The organism is Desulfosediminicola ganghwensis (assembly GCF_005116675.2).
GTDB lineage: Bacteria > Desulfobacterota > Desulfobulbia > Desulfobulbales > Desulfocapsaceae > Desulfopila > Desulfopila ganghwensis.
On record NZ_CP050699.1, the window covers coordinates 394,087 to 412,876 of the forward strand.

The 18,790-nt window shown below is 47.4% G+C and carries 18 protein-coding genes; 6 read left to right on the plus strand and 12 right to left on the minus strand.

Features of this window, described 5'->3' with window-relative positions:
- Window positions 1-61: 61 nt before the first annotated feature.
- On the minus strand, window positions 62-2,188 hold the full coding sequence (locus FCL45_RS01680; RefSeq protein WP_136798632.1) for a hypothetical protein: 2,127 nt from the start codon (window positions 2,186-2,188) through the stop codon (window positions 62-64).
- Between the two features lie 276 nt (window positions 2,189-2,464).
- On the opposite strand from FCL45_RS01680, the gene FCL45_RS01685 reads away from it, so the two are divergent.
- The 4 genes from FCL45_RS01685 (at window position 2,465) to FCL45_RS01700 (ending at window position 6,262) form a co-directional block, all read left to right on the plus strand.
- Complete coding sequence (locus FCL45_RS01685) at window positions 2,465-3,127, plus strand: nitroreductase (RefSeq protein WP_136798633.1); 663 nt, start codon at window positions 2,465-2,467, stop codon at window positions 3,125-3,127.
- Window positions 3,128-3,483: 356 nt separating this feature from the next.
- Complete coding sequence (locus tag FCL45_RS01690) at window positions 3,484-4,413, plus strand: glycosyltransferase family 2 protein (RefSeq protein WP_136798634.1); 930 nt, start codon at window positions 3,484-3,486, stop codon at window positions 4,411-4,413.
- The gene (locus tag FCL45_RS01695; protein ID WP_136798635.1) at window positions 4,410-4,805 is read left to right on the plus strand and encodes a GtrA family protein; all 396 of its coding nucleotides are present in this window, start codon (window positions 4,410-4,412) and stop codon (window positions 4,803-4,805) included. Before FCL45_RS01690 ends, FCL45_RS01695 begins: the two co-directional genes overlap by 4 nt.
- Window positions 4,799-6,262, plus strand: coding sequence for an ArnT family glycosyltransferase (locus tag FCL45_RS01700; RefSeq protein ID WP_136798636.1), 1,464 nt, complete (start codon window positions 4,799-4,801; stop codon window positions 6,260-6,262). The genes FCL45_RS01695 and FCL45_RS01700 overlap by 7 nt, the downstream gene beginning before the upstream one ends.
- 6 nt (window positions 6,263-6,268) lie before the next feature.
- On the opposite strand, the gene FCL45_RS01705 is transcribed toward FCL45_RS01700, so the two are convergent.
- The 4 genes from FCL45_RS01705 to FCL45_RS01720 all read right to left on the minus strand — a co-directional run bounded on the left by FCL45_RS01705 (window position 6,269) and on the right by FCL45_RS01720 (window position 10,655).
- Window positions 6,269-7,267, minus strand: a complete 999-nt coding sequence (locus FCL45_RS01705) for a glycosyltransferase (RefSeq protein ID WP_136798637.1) — start codon at window positions 7,265-7,267, stop codon at window positions 6,269-6,271.
- A 415-nt stretch (window positions 7,268-7,682) separates the two neighbouring features.
- Window positions 7,683-8,816 carry a cytochrome d ubiquinol oxidase subunit II gene (gene cydB / locus FCL45_RS01710; RefSeq protein WP_136798638.1) on the minus strand — a complete coding sequence of 378 codons (1,134 nt, stop codon included), beginning with the start codon at window positions 8,814-8,816 and terminating at the stop codon, window positions 7,683-7,685.
- Window position 8,817: 1 nt separating this feature from the next.
- Complete coding sequence (locus tag FCL45_RS01715; protein WP_136798639.1) at window positions 8,818-10,350, minus strand: cytochrome ubiquinol oxidase subunit I; 1,533 nt, start codon at window positions 10,348-10,350, stop codon at window positions 8,818-8,820.
- A gap of 17 nt (window positions 10,351-10,367) precedes the next feature.
- Window positions 10,368-10,655, minus strand: coding sequence for a DUF4492 domain-containing protein (locus tag FCL45_RS01720; RefSeq protein WP_228721429.1), 288 nt, complete (start codon window positions 10,653-10,655; stop codon window positions 10,368-10,370).
- A 185-nt stretch (window positions 10,656-10,840) separates the two neighbouring features.
- Between FCL45_RS01720 and FCL45_RS01725 the strand changes: the two genes are divergently transcribed.
- Complete coding sequence (locus tag FCL45_RS01725; protein WP_167495829.1) at window positions 10,841-11,956, plus strand: LeuA family protein; 1,116 nt, start codon at window positions 10,841-10,843, stop codon at window positions 11,954-11,956.
- Window positions 11,957-11,973: 17 nt separating this feature from the next.
- Here FCL45_RS01725 and FCL45_RS01730 read toward each other — a convergent pair whose 3' ends face one another.
- A complete protein-coding gene (locus FCL45_RS01730; RefSeq protein WP_136798641.1) occupies window positions 11,974-12,462 on the minus strand; it encodes a ferritin-like domain-containing protein in 489 nt (162 codons plus the stop codon).
- A 409-nt stretch (window positions 12,463-12,871) separates the two neighbouring features.
- On the opposite strand from FCL45_RS01730, the gene FCL45_RS01735 reads away from it, so the two are divergent.
- Window positions 12,872-13,414, plus strand: a complete 543-nt coding sequence (locus FCL45_RS01735) for an adenine phosphoribosyltransferase (protein ID WP_136798642.1) — start codon at window positions 12,872-12,874, stop codon at window positions 13,412-13,414.
- A 113-nt stretch (window positions 13,415-13,527) separates the two neighbouring features.
- Here FCL45_RS01735 and FCL45_RS01740 read toward each other — a convergent pair whose 3' ends face one another.
- From FCL45_RS01740 to FCL45_RS01765, 6 genes are all read right to left on the minus strand, one after another.
- A complete protein-coding gene (locus FCL45_RS01740; protein WP_136798643.1) occupies window positions 13,528-13,941 on the minus strand; it encodes an OsmC family protein in 414 nt (137 codons plus the stop codon).
- A 114-nt stretch (window positions 13,942-14,055) separates the two neighbouring features.
- Window positions 14,056-14,613 (minus strand): DUF4136 domain-containing protein, encoded by a 558-nt coding sequence (locus FCL45_RS01745; protein ID WP_167495830.1) that lies wholly within the window; start codon window positions 14,611-14,613, stop codon window positions 14,056-14,058.
- A 338-nt stretch (window positions 14,614-14,951) separates the two neighbouring features.
- Window positions 14,952-15,167 carry a hypothetical protein gene (locus FCL45_RS01750; RefSeq protein WP_136798645.1) on the minus strand — a complete coding sequence of 72 codons (216 nt, stop codon included), beginning with the start codon at window positions 15,165-15,167 and terminating at the stop codon, window positions 14,952-14,954.
- Complete coding sequence (locus FCL45_RS01755) at window positions 15,167-16,429, minus strand: porin (RefSeq protein ID WP_136798646.1); 1,263 nt, start codon at window positions 16,427-16,429, stop codon at window positions 15,167-15,169. The genes FCL45_RS01750 and FCL45_RS01755 overlap by 1 nt, the downstream gene beginning before the upstream one ends.
- A gap of 40 nt (window positions 16,430-16,469) precedes the next feature.
- Window positions 16,470-16,727 (minus strand): hypothetical protein, encoded by a 258-nt coding sequence (locus FCL45_RS01760; RefSeq protein ID WP_136798647.1) that lies wholly within the window; start codon window positions 16,725-16,727, stop codon window positions 16,470-16,472.
- Window positions 16,728-17,376: 649 nt separating this feature from the next.
- Window positions 17,377-18,615, minus strand: a complete 1,239-nt coding sequence (locus FCL45_RS01765) for a hypothetical protein (RefSeq protein WP_136798648.1) — start codon at window positions 18,613-18,615, stop codon at window positions 17,377-17,379.
- Window positions 18,616-18,790 lie beyond the last annotated feature (175 nt).

Sequence of the window (18,790 nt, forward strand, 5' to 3'; positions counted from 1 at the left end):
GAACGTCTGAGATACTCATGCTTACCGTGATTGCCTGGTCTTCAATACCCGCAAAGAACCTTCAGGAGCGTTCGGCCTGTCTCGCCCGTAACACGGCAGGCATACTTTGCAGTCCCTCCTCAGTCATCGGCTCGTCTCCAAACAACATCATGCCTATGGAAAAGCCCAGCTCACGATAAGCTTCGAACTGTTGCTCATCAAAAAACTGATCATTTGTGGTCTGGTCCGGAAATGAGCTGTCTTTTCGTTTATATCCATAGATATCTTCACTGAGCTCTTTGACCAGAGTTGACTTCACATAGATAAAGCTTCCCTCTTCACCATTAATATATTTTATGGTGCCAATCGCATACGGCAGCTTCGAAATACCTGTCGCCTCAGCCGGTTGTAAAAGGTCTGTGCACAATGAAAGTTCGGCACCAAAATCAACCCGCACCAGTTCAATCAACTTCGCTAAATCACTAAAACTGAATGCAGGGTCACAACCAGCATCAGAAGCAACAATCAACCTGCAACGCCTGCGGATAAGTTCATATACCGCAAGGTTTTCGAAGTGGCCTCCGTCTGAGAGGTGTACCTGATGGCAATTCTCGTTAAGGCCGACTCCCAGCATCTCCCGAAAGATATAATAGTACCAGGCCGGCGCCCTCAAGGGTTTATAACATTTGTCCTTCACTTTTGGATTCCTGGCCCAGTAACCAAGCCTGACGTTGAACAGCGTCATCAAAAATGACAGGGGACGGGAACGGGTCGCATAGGTATTGGGGTCAACTGCAGCACCTGAAATGGCCATTGCCGTTGCCAGGTCCGTCTCACCTCCGGCATAACGCTCTGTTTCGAGCCAGTCAGTATTGTCCGAGCCGCAATAATATGGACTCAGAACAAAATTTTCCCCTCCTCTTCGCTTGAGCTTGGGGTTGCCTGAGCCAACTGTCTGAAGATTGGTATTGATGATATGATATGGCGTATCTGTTTCAGCCTGCTGAATAGTGCTGAGGTAGCAATAGTCCGCATCTCTCGCTGTTGCATTTATCCGCTGCGTACTCGCCTTACCAGTATCTCCACCATTGGGGCTGAAATCATACGGCATATATGCCTCTCTCAGCCGGTTTCTATAAAACCTGTGCATGGAAACATGGTTAATATCGGCAAAAATCGCCAGGAACAGTGATATCCCCATTCCTGCATAAATCAGGTAACTAGCTGCAGTCGAGCACGACAACTCTATAACTAACTGATACATATAGAGGAATATGCCGTAAACAATCAGACTCAAACCAATCCCCATCAGCAGGGACCGTACACCACGAGTTTCATTTTGCTCTGTCCTGCCAATTAGGCCCGCACCAAATGAAATCAGACCACTTAATGAAATTGAGGAAAGAGTCGCCTTCAACCAGTCAGACCCGACAAACTCCCTGATAGAGTTATGAGCAATGGGGATAGTGCCGACAATAAGAGCAATAACAGCGATCATCAACCCAATGCCCATCCAGACCCGAAACCAGCGTTGCACAACTTCGTGGCAGAATTTTCGGCATCTGGTTGACACCACATAGGCAAGGGTAATCACCAGATAAGCGATGAACGATACGAGGGACAGGCAAAATATCAGAAAAAACCCATCAGGTAATGCCAGCCCCTTGTTGAGGGAGATCACCACCCCTGTAAAAATTGGTGTGCAGCTGATCGAGTTTATGGTCAACCAATAGAACAGGGCCAGAAATACCGGAATCACAATTAGAAGATTGACGGCAACTCCTGTTATGCAGGCTGCTATCAACGCCCAGACGGTTAAGCCGTCCCCAGGCGTCAGATATTGCCCATGGCAGCGCAACCAGGCAAGCACCTTCCCCCCTGTGCCGCTATAATCTTTTCTGCTGTTACCAAATGGAAAGATGTCCCGCCCCACTATCTTCAGCCAGGTCAGACAGGAACCAATATAACCGCCCCCGGAAACCGTAGAAAGGTAATCGACATATTTCAAGAAACCCGACCTATTCATCGCCTGGAGCAGACCGAGATTAAAGGTCGCCGATCGTATGCCTCCACCTGAAAGCGCCACTCCGATGTACTCACCCTCCTTTTGTTCCCGATAAATTCCGGCCTTCTTCCGGCGCCGACTGAGCCAGGTTTTTTCTTTCACCGGTACATTTTCACTCCCCACCAACTCCTGCCACTTCGACATACTCCCCTCCCTCAAGCCATCATTATATTCAACATGCTGATATAACTTAATATTACTTAACAGCCTAACAGATTAAACATAATTTCGCAGGTCAATACTGGATATTCATTCGCAAAAATGCTGATTTACAGGAAAACTGTACCGACAACGGTGAAAGATCAGCTCTGGAATAGCTTTGTGAAAATAGCTCTTGTGCCTCAACATCTTTTTATGGCAATACAGATAGATAATTACTTCCAAATTGAGGCCAGATTCACACACAACCAGAGGTGGGAAATGAAAGTTTCTGAAACACTTTTAAAGAGATCTTCAACTCGCTGTTATCTGCCGAAACCAGTTGAACGTGAAAAGATAGAACGGCTGCTTGAACTGGCCAGGCACGCTCCATCAGGGGCCAACACCCAGCCATGGCAGGTAGCTGTTGTTACAGGTGAAAAAAAGCAGGAATTGCAGACACAACTGGAGAAGGCCTTCTGGCAGGGAAAACCTTCCCAAAAGGATTACAACTATTACCCTGAAGAATGGGTCCCTCCCTACAGCAGGCGACGCACCAATTGCGGCATGCAACTCTACTCAGCCCTGGAGATAGAGCGTCATGATATGCAAAGACGTAAAGAGCAATGGGCAGCTAACTACCGGGCTTTTGATGCCCCGGTGATGCTCTTGTTTTTTATGGATGCTGTCCTGGCCGCCGGATCATATCTTGATTACGGCATGTTTCTGCAATCACTCATGCTCGTGGCAGTTGAGGAAGGTCTTGCCACCTGCCCCCAGGCCGCACTCGCAGAACACCCGGACATCGTACGACAGTACCTTAACTATCCCGACAACATGATTCTGCTTTGCGGCATGGCTCTAGGCTATAAGGATGAAACGGCCCCGGTGAATTTATACCGCACGCCCAGGGAGGAGGTGGCAGATTTTGCGCGATTCTTTTAATACACTCACCATTACTGGTTTCACTGCTTTCCATACCGGACACATTTATCGAGTGACCAATGGCTCATTTTTTTTACTCTGACAAAATTTCTTGAACTCTTACATACTGCACACTAGAATGCAGCGCCGTAGGGCAAAATACTCATATTCTTCATAGCAACGACGGAAGACAAGGTGGTGACACAGTGACTCTATTTTGTAATTGCCTCCATGTCTGCCAATAGAAATCCAGTAATTCTATGAAGTATAATTTTTCAATTACTTTGTCTTGCCTAAGAGATGGACTCTAAGCGTCCCTGGACTTCAGGATGTCCCAAAATGAATTAACTGCCACCTGGCGAAAATCCGGCAATCAAATGATATCATTTATACTTCCAGTTTATAACGAAGAAGAATCCCTGCCAGAGCTCTATAGCCGCATCACAGAGGTAATGGCTGAAGTAGATAGAGAATATGAGATCCTTTTTATCAACGATGGCAGCACTGATTGCAGCCCCGATGTAATCAACGGGTTTCGCGACAATGACCCTAAAGTAAAAGTCATTAATCTGAGAAAGAATTTTGGCAAATCTTCCGCCCTGCAAGTGGGTTTCGAGAATGCCAAGGGGGAAATAATATTCACCCTTGATTCTGATCTCCAGGATGACCCGGCAGAAATCCCGAACTTTCTGAAAGAAATTGAAGCAGGCAACGATCTGGTCACCGGCTGGAAGGTCAACAGAAAAGACCCCAAAGAAAAGACCATCCCCTCAAAAGTCTTCAATTATTTTGTCTCGAAAATGAGCGGATTAAAGCTCAACGACTATAACTGTGGATTTAAATGTTACACCCGGCAGTTAACTCGTGAGTTACATCTTTATGGTGAACTTCACCGCTTTGTGCCCTTTCTTGCCCACAAAAAAGGGTTCAAGGTAAAGGAAATCCCGGTGCTGCATCATGAACGCAAATATGGCTCTTCCAAATTTGGCTTCGAGCGATACGCCCGGGGATTTTTTGACCTTCTCACCGTAGTGTTTCTCACCAATTATCTGCACCGGCCAATGCACCTTTTCGGCTGGGCCGGTTCTGCCTTCTTTTTCAGTGGCCTTGCTATTTTTTCTTACCTGTTTTTCGGTCGTTGGATTTTCGGTGAATCAATCGGAACCAGCCCACTTTTTACAATATCCATTTTTCTCACCGGAATCGGCACCCAGATATACATTGCCGGTCTCGTCGCGGAGCTGATTGTCCACAACAAGGAACGAAGAGACATAAACAGCTACTCAATTCGCGACGACAATCCATGAGAATTCTAAAGTTTTTTGGCACATCCGTCATTGCCACCGGTGTAGATTTTCTAATCTACGCCGGCCTGGTTCAGATTACGTCACCTGTTGTAGCGAACGTTTTCAGCGCCTCAGCTGGATTGATTACAAATTTTTTCCTGCAGAAAAGCTATGTCTTCAATCGCAGTAACAGCCTTAAGAGATCATTTATTCTATCCCTCGTCTTCTCTCTCTTAGGTCTTGGTCTCGGCACAGTATTTATTTTCCTCTTTACGACCTTTACACCGCTTGCACACCAGCCAGTTATCGCCAAGGTGATTACCACCGCGATCATATTTTTTTATAACTATTTCACCAAAAAGATCGCCTTCGGGCATAAAGATACAGAAACTTCCGGAGCCACATCATGCTAACCAGGGCCAGCAATCTCTTTGTTCATCGGTTTCCGTACGTTATCGCGACATACTTTATCCTGCAGATACTTGTCCGGCTTATTACCACCAACGGTGTGACGGTTGACGAGAGTGAGCAGGTCATGCTCACTCAATATTTTGCTCTCGGCTATAACGCGCAGCCTCCGCTCTATACCTGGCTGCAGATGATCTTCTTTGGAATATTTGGGGAAAACGTTTTTGCAATTGCCTTATTGAAAAACCTTACCCTGTTCTCCATTTACATTTTCACTTACGCCACCGCTCTTTTACTGACGGAAAATAGGGCAAAAGCTTCACTTTCCGCCGTAGGTCTACTCTTTCTGCCCCAATTGGTATGGGAAGCACAGATAGACCAGATTCATACTGTATTATTGACTGCTTCCACAGCGGCATTCTTCTATTTCTACTTTTATGCAGCAAAGAAACAAACCCTTGCAGGTTACCTGCTATTCGGGGTGAGTGGTGCTTGCGGCTTATTAGCTAAATACAATTTTGTAATTGTCGTATTGGCCCTGCTGGTGGCCACCCTTATGGTACCCGATTACCGGAGGAGGATTTTCAATAAAAAGTTGTGCCTCTCAATTGCGGTGGCAATAATCCTCAGCCTCCCCCACATAGTGTGGTTTCTCACCCATATGGATCTGGCAACCAGTGAGACCATTACCCGTATGAACGTAGACCAGGGAGGAAGCTACCTGGCAGACATTCTCCATGGTTCCGTTGAACTGGTTTTATCCTATCTCGCCTTTATCGCCGTTTTTCTTGTTTTCTACCTTGCTCTCTTTCGCAATCAATTCAAACTACACCCTTTAAACCCTGCAGCACGACTGCTTGCAATTTATATAGCGACCACCTTTCTCGCTATCTTTGCTATTGTCCTGATAAGTCAATCAACCAATATTAAAGAACGATGGCTGCAACCATTCCTGTTTATCCTGCCACTCCTGGCATTTATGCTTACCGATCTCCCCCAGGTTCGACCGCGCTCAATTCGTATCTACACCGGAACCGGTTCTGTGCTGTGCCTGATAGTCATGCTGATCATCCCCTTGCGTGTTGTACTCGTAGATTTTGACTCGAAACCACACAGGGAAAATTATCCGTTCAAGGCAATCAGTGAGAAACTTAACCACCAATCACCTGAGGGACAGCGATCACTTGTACTCACTGAAGACAAATTCATAGGCGGGAACTTACGACTTTTCATGGAAGATGCCACTGTTATCACCCCATCGATTCCACTACAAAAATATACCCCAGAGGAGACTGTGCTGGTGGTGTGGCAACGACGTAACCCCATCGAATTTTTCTCTGGTTCAGCCACTCCTGTAGATCTGGAACCTGATGAGATTATTGTGCCGTACAGGTTTTCCAAAAGGTTTGATGCCAAATTCTATGCCCAGGTCTATTCGTTGGATACAAGCCTTATTCAATGATCAGCCTTAAACCTGCTCGACTAAATAATGATAGAGATCGTCATACTGTTTGATGATCTTTGTCATGAGAAAAAGGGGTTTCTTCTCCGCCGCGATCCTGGCAAATTCGGCCTCATACTGCTGATAATTGTTATAGACATCCTCCAGTTTAGCCCCGAGTCGTTCCTGGGTAACAATAAACCGCTCCGGCAAAACTTCAGGAACTGCGCCGACCGGGGTGGAGATAAAAACTCTTCCGTAAAAAAGTGACTCAATCAGTACTTTGGGCCCTCCTTCACTGAAAGACGATACAACCACCACATGGGCATCATGTATCTGCTGATGGACATCATTACGAAAGCCCAGCAATTCAATCCGCCCCTCAGCACCGAGCTCGACAATCAAAGCCCTGAGCGAATCATATTCCTGACCTTCACCAATAATTTTCAGCACCAAGGGAAAAGATAGTGAGGAAACCTGCCTGATAAGTTCGGCAAAGCCCTTGATCTTGTCCAGCCTGCCTACAGCAACGACGGTAAATTTTTCAGGAAGACTACCGGATAGAATTTTTTCCTCTTCGATACCATTATAAATGGTCCACACTCTGCCTTTTTTCCCAAGATGTATCGAGCTTGCCGCCTTTTCCGAGACGGTGGTTACCCACTGCATTTTATTGAACACCCTGCCTTTTCGATCATTATGCTTTGTGGCAAGATGCTTTTTGCCAAGCAGCATGTTCACCCTGTAGACAAGTTCTGTCGCCTTGGCGGCATGGGTGTGGATAATGTCAGGATCAAGCCAACCGAGGAGTATATACAATTCAAATATGAGGAGTGGATTGTATCTGGTGGGATTCGATTTCAGGGTATAAACTTTGACCGACTCAGAAACCATCTGCCCGATCTTATTACCCCGTATGATAATAGCCGCGACATCGTGGTGCTGAGCCATTGCGTTTACCAACTCGACAAACGCTTTTTCTGCACCACCATAATGCTCTGAGGCAATGAACAGTGCTACTTTCAAATACTGTCACCCCTTCATCGGAATGAAGCTGGAACAGGTCGCTATGTTCAAGCAGGAGATATTCAGTTGATTCGAAAAAAAGGCCTATTAGTTGTCAGGCCTCGTTTATCTAAACAAACTACCTTTTCTTTTGCAAGATATTCGGCGTAACCGCCTGGCTGAAATCAGCTGACAGGCCCAAATCAAAAAAGCCGCACCCAAAAATCAGGTGCGGCTTTTCTTGTATCATATCGGCCTTAGCCCGGATTTCTCATGAGATGATGGGACAATTCTTCTCAAGAAATCAAGGGCAACCTTAAAGCTGATTAGTCTTATCAAGGGCGTAGACAATCCCCCTGTACGACAGGGTAATAACGACGACCCAACCTATAAGCAATCCTGCTATCATGAGGATACCTCCTGAAATGTTCGTGTCTCAATACGCTTTTTTATCTGTAACATCAGACACTGTGAGCTGACGTGCATTCATCAGACGCCATACATACGCGATATAACCGAGAACAAAGGGAATTCCCATTGCCACATAGGTCATTGCTGTGAGCGTAAAATGGCTGGAAGACGCGTTATAAATGGACAGGCTTGACTGCAGATCGACCTTGGACGGATAAAACGGAGTACCGTTGAAAGCTGCAGTAAAGAATATCGCCAAACCGACCAGGACCGTACCGAGACCGCCAAACCAGATACCTTTTGTCGACTGGCTGAAAGCGGTTTTATAGACTCCGAAAACGACCAGTACCAAACCGACAAGCAGAAGACCGAGAACCACAGGCATTGCCAGCAGGTTACCGAGATATTTATTGGCCTCCATACTCACCTGGCCGATTTCATTCACCTGAAAGCCATCCATCAGCAGCAATCCACCCAGTACGTAGAGCAGAAAAGGCAGCGCACAGAGCAGACTGGTCAAACATGACTTGCGAACCCGTGCCTCAAACTCAGGCATTCCTCCAAAGTCGATGTTATTTACCAGATACATGGAACCGAGCACCCTGGCATTGAAGACCAGGAAAAGACCCATGGAGAGGTTGAAAAGAGAAAATGCCGCCTCAAGTCCTCTGTATGGAGTCGCCCAGCTCACCCGGTTAAAATCATCCAGGTAAAAATTGGAGCCGGTAAAAAACGTTCCGACTGCCGCACCAATCAACAGGATGCCCACAGAACCGTTTATAAACAGAAACAGTTCGTACGTTTTGGCACCAAAGATATTGCCGGGTTTTTTACGAAACTCGTAGCTTACCGCCTGAAAAATAAAGGTGAAGAGAATCAGTACCCACACCCAGTATGCGCCGCCGAAACTGGTGGCATAAAATTTCGGGAAAGCGGCAAAAAGTGCGCCACCAAAGAGCACCAGGGTGGTAAACGTCAGTTCCCATTTCATGCCCAGGGAGTTTATCACCAGGGACTTCTCTGTTTCGTCCTTTGCAATCTGCCACAGCAGTGACTGACCACCCTGGACAAAGGTGAGAAAGAGAAAAAGTGCGCCTACAACAGAGACCAGTATCCACCAGAGCTGCTGCAGGATTTCTAAATCAAGGCTACCAATCATGTTAAATGCCCTCCGGTCCTTTTTTGATCTGTTTCAGCATAATTGTAACCTCAGCAATCAACAGGGCAGTAAAGACAGTGAGAAACATAAAGAACGTTGTCTGTACATTACCTGCAGAGATATTGGTTGTAGCGACATGCACCGGCAACAGGTCCTGAATTGCCCAGGGCTGTCGGCCAACTTCCGCCACAATCCAACCAGACTGTGACGCGATCATAGCCAGGAAGAACATCGGCACACCAGCCAGTTGCAGCCAACGCTTGTCCTCTAAGGTTCCCTTCATGGAGAAATAGAGATTCAGTACAAAAATCAGACCAAAGAGAGTGCCTAGGAAGACCATAGTATGAAACGAGTAGAAGGTCAGTGGGACCGGCGGGACCACGTCTTCAGGCTTTTCCAGGTATCCGTAACCAAGGAAGTCCTGATTAGCGTTGAACTTTCCCAATGCCGCTTCGGCAGCCACATCATCCATCGCTTTTCTGGCATCCTTGTATGCCTTCAAATCAGTAATAGCAAGCTTGCCGCGCTCCATTTTCTCGGCGGTACTCATTATGCCATGTTCTTCATTGCCATAAACCAGATCGTTGATGCCAGGCACAAAAGAGTCAAACTCACGATTGGCAAGCAGGCTGAGAACGCCGGGGATCTTCATCTCAAAACTGAACGCCTCAAGATCATCACCTGGTTGTTTGTCCCTGTTTAAAAGACCTAAAGCGACAATGCCTGCATTCTGCTCACCATCCCAGAGGCCTTCGTAGGCCGCAAGCTTCATTGGCTGGGTAGAGGCATTGGTGTACGCGGACTCATCACCATTAAAGGCAACATAAACGGTCGAGATCAGACCAAATACTGAAGCTACAAGAATAGATTTTTTCGCCATTTCCACATGACGTTTTTTCAGCAGGTAAAATGACGAGATGGTTATCACAAACATCGACCCAACAATAAAACTTGAACTTGTTGTATGGGTAAACTTTGAAATAGCTACAGGGGAAAACAACACTTCCCAGAAGTTCTGCATCTCAAAACGGGCAGTATCCGGATTAAAAGCCATGCCGGTAGGAAACTGCATCCAACCGTTGGCAACCAGAATCCATAGCGCCGAGAGATTCGAACCAACTGCCACCATCCAGGTTGAAAAGAGGTGAAAGCGCTTTGAGACCCTGTCCCAACCAAAAAACATCACCGCAAAAAAGGTCGCTTCCAAAAAGAATGCAAAGATACCTTCAATGGCAAGCGGAGCGCCGAAGATATCACCGACCATCCAGGAATAATTGGACCAGTTGGTGCCAAACTCAAATTCGAGAATAATACCGGTCGCGACACCAATCGCAAAGTTAATGCCGAACAGGGTCATCCAGAATTTGGTTATGCTCTTCCACTCTTCCTTACCTGTGCGGACATAAAGAGTTTCAAAAAACGCGCAGAGAAACGATAACCCCAGCGTCAGCGGTACGAAGATCCAGTGATACATTGCAGTCAGCGCAAACTGGGCCCGAGCCCAATTCACCATGACGAGATCAATCTCCCCCATAAAAATTTCCTCCGTAATTATTGAACTTTTGCCGGGATAGTAATTCTATCAATTACGTAATCTGCCCGATCTTGATCTGTTGTAAAATTTGTTTTGAGATAGTTTGGGAAAAAGAACAGCTTGAGTACAGCAAACATCACCACCAGCTTGATGATTATAATTTTCCATAACGTCTTTCCAAGGGTCATGCCCATGAAACCATCTCTATAAAACCTGTAAACCCGCCCAGGATATTCCAGCACTTTTTCGACCTCCAGCTTCTCTAAATCAACTGCTTCCAGCCTATCTGTTTCTCTTTTGCTCAACAGGACAACACCTTCCGCATACTATTGGCGACTACTATATCGGGAATCAAAATCTTGTGCAATAATAATTATCATTAGCAGTTGCATTCTATTTTCTCTTGTCGGCAACTCCTCTACAAAACTCGTACTGGCACTGAACTTGCTTTAGTTTCTCTCACATGGGAAAAACTGTTTTTGAGGACGATATGCTACAAAAGTGTAATATCATAGACACAACATTACGAGAAGGTGAACAGACGCCTGGCGTCATGTTCTCTATCAACGAGAAAAAACGAATTTTATCCGAGCTCGCACAACTCGGTGTGGACGAAGCGGAGCTGGGGATAGCCTCTGAACTTACTCTATGCTTACCGGAGCTCATCAGTCACTGCCAAGATGAGTTACCCGGCTTGAGCTATTCTGTATGGAGTCGATGCAAGATAGAAGATATCAGGCTGGCCGCAGAAATAGGTGCTGATATAATCTCACTTTCCATACCCGCCTCCGATCTCCACCTGCAAGACAAACTGGGCAAAGACAGGACATGGGCGCTCGATACCATAACCAGCAGCATTGCACTGGCCAGGTCACTGGGGATGAGAGTTGCTGTGGGTTTTGAAGACGCCACCAGAGCAAACAGGATTTTTCTCACCCAGCTTGCTCAACAGGCTGAGAGCGCCGGCGCTTTCAGGATCAGGCTGGCCGACACCATCGGCAGTGCATCACCAACCACTGTACGAAGTCTTGTAGAAGAATTACGGGCAGCACTCTGCGCCATTGAGATCGGGGTACATACCCACAATGATTTCGGCATGGCAACAGCCAATGCCATCGCCGCGGCGGAAGCTGGTGCCGACTGGCTTGATGTTACAGTGTTAGGGCTGGGGGAACGATGCGGCTGTGCCCGGCTGGAAGAGGTGGCCGGATATCTGGAATTAACTGGTTGGCAAAACAGGTTTGACCTGGCCAGGCTACGACCGCTGGCAGAGTTTGTGGCTGAGCTGATGGCCCTCCAGATCGATCCCCACCGCCCGTTACTCGGCAAGGACATCTTTACCTGTGAAACGGGATTGCATCTCATGGGACTGCAAAAAAACCCAAAGACCTATGAACCATTCGCGCCGGAAAGGGTCGGTGGCAGCAGAAAACTCCTGTACGGTGCAAAAAGCGGGAGCCACGCCCTGGCACACGAGCTGGAGAATCGTGGCTACTCACACCTCGGTCCGGATGCGATTGCCGAACAACTCCAACAGGTGCGCGGCCTTGCCCAGAAGCTGGGCAGACCCCTCACCATGCAGGAGTTTGAATCCATGATCTCCTGAGAAAGAAGTACTCCTGGCTAATACTCTTCTAAACGGGCAAACTCTGCATTCTCAAGCCATGCTTCCGGCCGTGAAACAAACTCGATTATATTCTCGATAAGCTTATAGTGCCTGCGTTCTTCCCGTGCAAAGGTGAGCAGGTTTTTCTTCTCGACCGGGTCTGTACTTTCTTCAGCCTTTCGCTCGTAAAAGGTAAAAGACTCCTCTTCAGCTTTCAGCGCCTTCTGGTAGGCTGAAGGCTGAGTCAGCTCCTTGCCGATGCTGATTGTGCCCCGATCTTTCATCTCCTGAAAAATGTTTCTCGCCGACTCCAGAATATTGCTCTCTTCTTTTGAGACCTTTGCTTTTTCATGCATTTTTTTCAAGATCTCATAATGTTTCACTTCGTCGTCGGCCAAACCGGTAAAAATTTTTTTCAGACCTGGATCATCTGCTTTTGCAGCCAGTTCACGGTAATATGCCTCTCCATCCTTTTCCATCTGCATTGCAAATTCGAAGACATTCATGTGGCTCCCTCCGTCGCTTGTGCCGGTTTATCCGTAAATATTACCTGTGCTCGACATCCATTCAAAGTATAGCGCAATCAAAATACGTTCGTCTAACCCGAATATTTCGTCAACATGCACGGGCCTTGCTGACTATATTAAAAAGCAACACGTTGTTCACTCTTCGAACAGTTATGCCGAGCCCATAGCATTCGTTGCCAGACACACGCCGTCAATACGGCATAGAACTGTTACAGAGAAAGATTGCAGATCATTTTTGTCTTAAGTACATTATCTTATTCTCAAAGAAAGCGATTACATACAGCAGAGACGGCAGGGCTTCACGCCTTCACGCCTCGCCTTTCGGCTCAAGCTGCAGAAAACCTGTAATTGCTCTACATTCCCATGAAATACCTGGCGATTCGAAATTATGGAACAGCAAACATTCGACCTGACCCGACACATCCGCTCTATTCCCGACTGGCCTATAGAAGGCGTAATTTTCCGGGACATCAGCTCTCTTCTTGAGGACAAACTGGTTTTCCGCAAAACCATAGATCTCTTTGTTCACCGTTATTTCACAACCCAAATAGACGCTGTGGTTGGAATCGATGCCCGTGGCTTTATCATCGGTGCACCGCTCGCCTATGAACTTAATGCCGGCTTCATCCCGGTACGCAAGAAAGGCAAACTCCCTGGTAAAACCATTTCGGAAGCATATGAACTTGAATATGGTGAAGCGGAAATTGAAATTCAGCCTGACTGGCTGAACAAAGGCGACAAGGTACTGCTTATCGATGACCTGATCGCCACCGGCGGCACCATGCTCGCTGCCGCCAAACTGCTAAAAAAACTCGGTGTGGAAATCATTGAGGCTGGTGCCATTATCGACCTGCCTGATCTTGGCGGCAGTGCCAAACTCAGGGACGCAGGAGTAAAAGTACATACGTTCTGTGAATTTGAGGGGGAATAGGGCCTGAGAGGTTGGAAGTAACATTACACCTGAAGGCATCTGTTAAAAAAAAGCGGGCTGTGTGAACCTTCTGTTCGCACAGCCCGCTTTCAGGTTGAGCTGAAAACTGAGACTTACGCCTGCCTGATCTCCCAGGTGATATCCATGATCTTTTTATACATCATGGAGACCCCGCAATATTTCTCCTGGGAAAGCTCCACGGCCCGCTTGAGTTTATCCTCCGGCAGATTCTGGCCTTTGAACTCATAAATAATATGCATGGCAGAGTAGACTGACGGCACCTCATCTGTCAGTTCTGCCTCGACGGTTATCACCAGGTCTTCGAAATCCACTCGCATCTTCTTGAGTATTTCAACCACATCGACCCCGGTACATCCGGCAAGGGACACCATCATCAGTTTTTTAGGGCTGGCTGCAGTGTCACCACCACCAGCCTCTACGGGAGCGTCTGTTATAACACTATGGGGCCCGACTTTTGAGTCGAAGGCCATATTCTCTTTCCAATGGGTCTGAATAGTCGTTTTCATACAATCACATTAAACGGAATTCACCACTCAATTGCCAAATAGCACCTTCAGCCGGGCATGATCTCCCGATTGTGGGCGCTTTTTATGCAATCACCTCGGCACTACCTGATTTTTTTAACGGCGGGGGAAGCCATTCATGATCTCGCGAACGGCTTTGTTGATAATCATGCCTGCTTCCCGCTCATCCACTTTCCGGACTATGGTGTCGGTTGCCGAGCCGCGCCATATGAGGTTGCCGGATTCCCTGTCAACAATATCAATTACCAGGGTACCTTCCTTGTAACTTTTTTGGATCGAACCTTCTTCTACCGTTTCAGGCAAGGCCGCCGCAAGTGCACTGCCATAACCATAGGAGCGATAGAAATGACTGATATCCTGATGCTGAATCTTCTCATCCAACTTGCCGAACCAGGAAATCAGAAAATCCGCAGAATCCGGCTCAGCCCTGCTATAGCCCTTTACCACAAGTTCCCGTTCAACAGCCTGCCGGACGAACCGGTCGACCTCCGGCTTCGGTGTACGTACCCGGCCACCATCTTCCACGGAATCAATCCAGGCAAAGCTGGTCAAAGATGACAACTTTTCAGAAGAATTTGTCGAATGCTGTACCTCCATGGTCGAGCAGCCACCAAGCAGAAATACAATGGAGCATAGAACAAGTAATGTACGCATATATCCCCTCATAAAATAGTTACGGGACTTCACCCTGAAGCAAAACGAGGTCCCCCAAAACGATTATTCCAGGGCAACCCATACTGATAAGGTTTTATGCCCACCGCAATCGGGTTGCGGCTTCAACAGGCTTCATGTTGCATGACTGCCTGGAGCCTCTACTGAAAAAGCAGCAATAACATCCCAAAACAATTGCGACTGTTTTCATGATACCATCCGGAAAATTTCAATACAGGAAAATATGCAGATCATCCAATTATAACGGTCACCTGTGACAGGATTCCGCCCTGTTCAACCAGAGAATTCACCTGATTAAACAGGGTTTTCAGACATCCGAATCATTTTGCGGAATCGTTATCTTTTTCGCGGTCTATGCCGAGCGTACCGGAATAGACTGTGAAAACTCCATCCTCCCCTGAGATCAGGCCCGAGCCCGGTTTCATCTCATTGCTATCCTGATAGACGAATTCATTACCACCACAGGAGGAGATGAAAGCTAAACAGACAAACAGGGTGAATAGAGAAGCGATTCTGCATTTTGCTGTTTTCATCATTAGAATTTCAACCTCGCACCAGTAAATACAGTGTTAACGTTTTCATAATCTTCGGCATCTGTGTCGAGATCATACTGCCTGAACATCAGGTAAAATTCTGTTGACCATGCCGGCACATTCTGAACTGCCATGAGTGCCCAGGTAGATGCCTCGTCACCAGCTATAGTGCCATTAACATCCTCGTTATACCCATAATCGACCGCGAAGGCGGTCTTGCCAAAATCGAAGATATCGGTCTTGTAACCGAGCTTGCCATAATAGAAATCGGCATCGTCACCACCCCCATCAAAATCACGGGTCCCGTACGCCAGGGTCACGTTAAAACCAAAGTCAAACAGTATGGAGGCTGAACCAGCATATTGCTCATCATAGCTGGTGAGAAGATTACCTGTATCACCGGTATCACCGGATTTCAACCAACCGAATCCTGCTGCCACCTTGGTGCCGTCATAATCTCTTGAGTACCAGATACCGGCATCATAACCGTCGCCCGAAAAAGCGGAACCGCTCAGGTAAAGACCATGCCAATGGGGAGTATCGTAGCGAATCCTGTCCTGGCGGCCGCCATCAAAGTTGGCATAAACCGACTTCACACGGGGATCATTATCCTCATCTACAGAAGTACCGTCCGAGAAGTAGACACCGCCTGCGATGGCCTGGACATCCGAATAACCGACAACAGAAGTGCCGGAAAGATCAATCTCTGCAATACCATCAGTTGAAGTGGAGCTGCGGCCCAGATAGAGCTTTCCGTATTGTTTATTTTCCCAGTACAGATCTGCGTGGCGCAAGGTAAGATCTGTACTGGCATCGTAGGTGTCAAACTGGCTTACGTTGTTTGAGGCATTGGATTGGAATTCATACTCAATCTTGGCGCCAACCTTGTTTTCTTCCGGTAGAAAAACTTCGGCCTTTAAGCCCATGCGGGATGAAGAGTTATCGTTATCGACAAAATAGGTCTCACTGACATCATCATTGTCTGCCCACAGTATGGCCCGGTTTACCTGGCCATACAGCTCTACGTTGACATCGGCTTTGGTCGATTTGACCCAAACCGGGTTGTCGAGATCTTCACCGTACCTTTCTTTCAGTTTATTGATCTCCATGGCCTGATTGTCCAGCTGGGCCTGCTGGCGCTCAATAATCCTGCGCAGTTCATCAAGCTCACTCATCGGCGAATCACCATTGGCGTACCCGGTGGTCGCCATCCCCAGTACCAGTAATGCAGAGCTTACGTATCCAGTCCAGATTGCTTTTCGCATCCCTTTCTCCTCCTTGGCAAACGTTTATACCTCTATGACATTACTCTCCTGAAAGCTGCACACCCTGAATAGCCACCTCCGGCAACACATCCGGACAGGGTGACACCCGGATATACTTGATATCAGTATAAGGGAACATGTACATCACCCCTTCTACCTCCATAATCACCTGATTGCTTTGAAGCATTTTCTCCATGATGCTTTGCATATTTCTGCTATCGACAGATTGCCTTGGAAAACGAAACTTCATCTCACGACCATCTGTGAAATGTATGGTCAGCCAGCGTTTATCATCCATACAACCTTCCGGTTATTCGATACATTTCAAAACAACGGTCCAAGATAGAAAAATTGCACACAACTACTCATCTGCGTAGACGTGTTTGCGCAAAACGCGCTGTCTCTGCTTTCCGCATGACAGGCAATATCGATTTTACAGTTGAAGATGAGTGACCACAGCGCCGTTTCTCCTGAATTCACATGGTGCGAATCGTGCCGAATTTATGCACATTACACGTGGTCATCATTAAATGTATATAATGCCTGACAAAATGTTGCAAGCAAACAGGTTATTTTTCCTTGAGAATCAAATGGGCTGGTGAGGAGTGAGGCGGGAGATGGCTGGCGTACGGACGGTCTGTGTCGAGGCAATACACAAAAAGCTTAACATATTGATATTACATCTTAATGCAAATATACTCCAAGCTGACTCTGATTAAGTCTCACTCCTGATTCCTTTCTCCCGTACCCTCACATATCTTAAGCTGATGCGAGTTGTAATCAGAAAGCCAGGGCAGAATCAGACCTCAGGTAGTACATCGATATATTTCTCATAGATATGATCTAACCTTACCTTGTGGGAGGCATTTATGCAGAAGTACACCTGGAGAAATACGCTATAAACATCACAACCCGGAGGCAGGCGATTACACCACTCCGCGGTTTATTTACCGGAGTGCCTGCTCTTTTACCAGTTGCTTCAGGTTCATAGCCGCATTTTCAGCACCATTCAGGTTAATGGCAGTACGAAATTGAGTCAGTCCATTAGTAGCAACTCCGTCGGGAATAATCCCAGGGCGGCAGGCTTTTTTTGGGTTGGATAACTGGAAGATGCGCTTGAGAGTGTTTTGCAGGAGCGCTGTTGTCGCCCGGGATTCATCAAGGGCCTGCAACTTTTCCCCGACGCTGCCACTTAGTCGCTCCAGATGAATCTGCTGCTCCCTGTCCGCCATCTCCCGCATGATTACCAGCGCCGGAATGCCAAGAGAAAGTGCGTCCACAACAGAATTGTAGCCTCCGAAAATCACAGCTGCACGCGAGGCTTTTAACGAGTTCACATAAGCTGCTCCCGAAAAAGAAAAGACCTGGCAACGCGGGATGGAACTGAAAACAGAACGAGTCTGGGGATCGCAAAAAATATTCCAGGCACCGTACTCATCACCCAGTGTGTTTATGGCCTGAGCAAGTTGCCTGGCGAAATGTCCGGTATTTTCACCCAGCCACGGAATAGATACCGTCGCAGCCAGCCCTGAAGCCCTGGCGTCCGCCGCCGTGTTTGCCGACACTTCCCGAAGCCGTGCCACATACCCGCATTCATTGGGAACGACTTTGTAAAAATTTTCAAGCAACCGCAGATGATCCTGACCGAGCACTCCACTATCCCCATACCACAAAAGGTTTTGATAATAGACCTCAAATGTGGCTCGGGCCGTTTCTGAACCTGCCTGGGCCACGCCGCCCACAACTCCACGCACACCGAGTACCCAGCGGGTTTTGCCACCGATCTTAACGGAACTATGCTGCATCGCCGGCAGCAGCTCTCTGTGCTTGCCTTGAGGAGTATGGTCTGCCAGGACCACCCTTGGACGATACAACTCCACAACCTGCAATAGCTGTCTCGACCTCAGCGTACCCAGCTCGCTATCCTCAAATCCGCTTGATCCGGCAATCCCCCGCGATACTCCATCCACGACTTCCGTGGCGTATGAGGGGAGCTTCAACCAATCGAGATGACGGTCACCTATCAGATCCTGGGTCAGTGATGCTCCTGTCACCAGCAGCACCTTCAGTTCAGGATACAAGCGCCGGATGGCCATACCAATTGCCGCACTTCTGCTGACATGGCCAAGTCCGCGGCCATCATGGGCGTAAATAAGAATATCGAGTCGGGGAGCTTCTGTTTGCATCTATCTCACAGGCAGAATTGAACTTCTGCCAACAAATCAGGTTTAAATAGGAATCCTGGCGATTTTCGCTCCATCATACACTACAGGCACGATCTGTAAACATGATCATGCCAGGAATTATCATGCAATTTCCAGTAATATCTGGTTTTCTGTCTCCTGCTGGTACATTTTCCAT

Bases quoted from the DNA above. Each gene is read 5' to 3' on its own strand.
- FCL45_RS01765 (WP_136798648.1), bottom strand. From the start codon at position 18,615: ATGCAAACAGAAGCTCCCCGACTCGATATTCTTATTTACGCCCATGAT.
- FCL45_RS01740 (WP_136798643.1), bottom strand. From the start codon at position 13,941: ATGAAAACGACTATTCAGACCCATTGGAAAGAGAATATGGCCTTCGAC.
- FCL45_RS01730 (WP_136798641.1), bottom strand. From the start codon at position 12,462: ATGAATGTCTTCGAATTTGCAATGCAGATGGAAAAGGATGGAGAGGCA.
- FCL45_RS01745 (WP_167495830.1), bottom strand. From the start codon at position 14,613: ATGCGTACATTACTTGTTCTATGCTCCATTGTATTTCTGCTTGGTGGC.
- FCL45_RS01690 (WP_136798634.1), top strand. From the start codon at position 3,484: ATGATATCATTTATACTTCCAGTTTATAACGAAGAAGAATCCCTGCCA.
- FCL45_RS01755 (WP_136798646.1), bottom strand. From the start codon at position 16,429: ATGCGAAAAGCAATCTGGACTGGATACGTAAGCTCTGCATTACTGGTA.
- FCL45_RS01685 (WP_136798633.1), top strand. From the start codon at position 2,465: ATGAAAGTTTCTGAAACACTTTTAAAGAGATCTTCAACTCGCTGTTAT.
- FCL45_RS01695 (WP_136798635.1), top strand. From the start codon at position 4,410: ATGAGAATTCTAAAGTTTTTTGGCACATCCGTCATTGCCACCGGTGTA.
- FCL45_RS01700 (WP_136798636.1), top strand. From the start codon at position 4,799: ATGCTAACCAGGGCCAGCAATCTCTTTGTTCATCGGTTTCCGTACGTT.
- FCL45_RS01760 (WP_136798647.1), bottom strand. From the start codon at position 16,727: ATGGATGATAAACGCTGGCTGACCATACATTTCACAGATGGTCGTGAG.
- FCL45_RS01680 (WP_136798632.1), bottom strand. From the start codon at position 2,188: ATGTCGAAGTGGCAGGAGTTGGTGGGGAGTGAAAATGTACCGGTGAAA.
- cydB (WP_136798638.1), bottom strand. From the start codon at position 8,816: ATGATTGGTAGCCTTGATTTAGAAATCCTGCAGCAGCTCTGGTGGATA.
- FCL45_RS01750 (WP_136798645.1), bottom strand. From the start codon at position 15,167: ATGATGAAAACAGCAAAATGCAGAATCGCTTCTCTATTCACCCTGTTT.
- FCL45_RS01715 (WP_136798639.1), bottom strand. From the start codon at position 10,350: ATGGGGGAGATTGATCTCGTCATGGTGAATTGGGCTCGGGCCCAGTTT.
- FCL45_RS01735 (WP_136798642.1), top strand. From the start codon at position 12,872: ATGGAACAGCAAACATTCGACCTGACCCGACACATCCGCTCTATTCCC.
- FCL45_RS01725 (WP_167495829.1), top strand. From the start codon at position 10,841: ATGCTACAAAAGTGTAATATCATAGACACAACATTACGAGAAGGTGAA.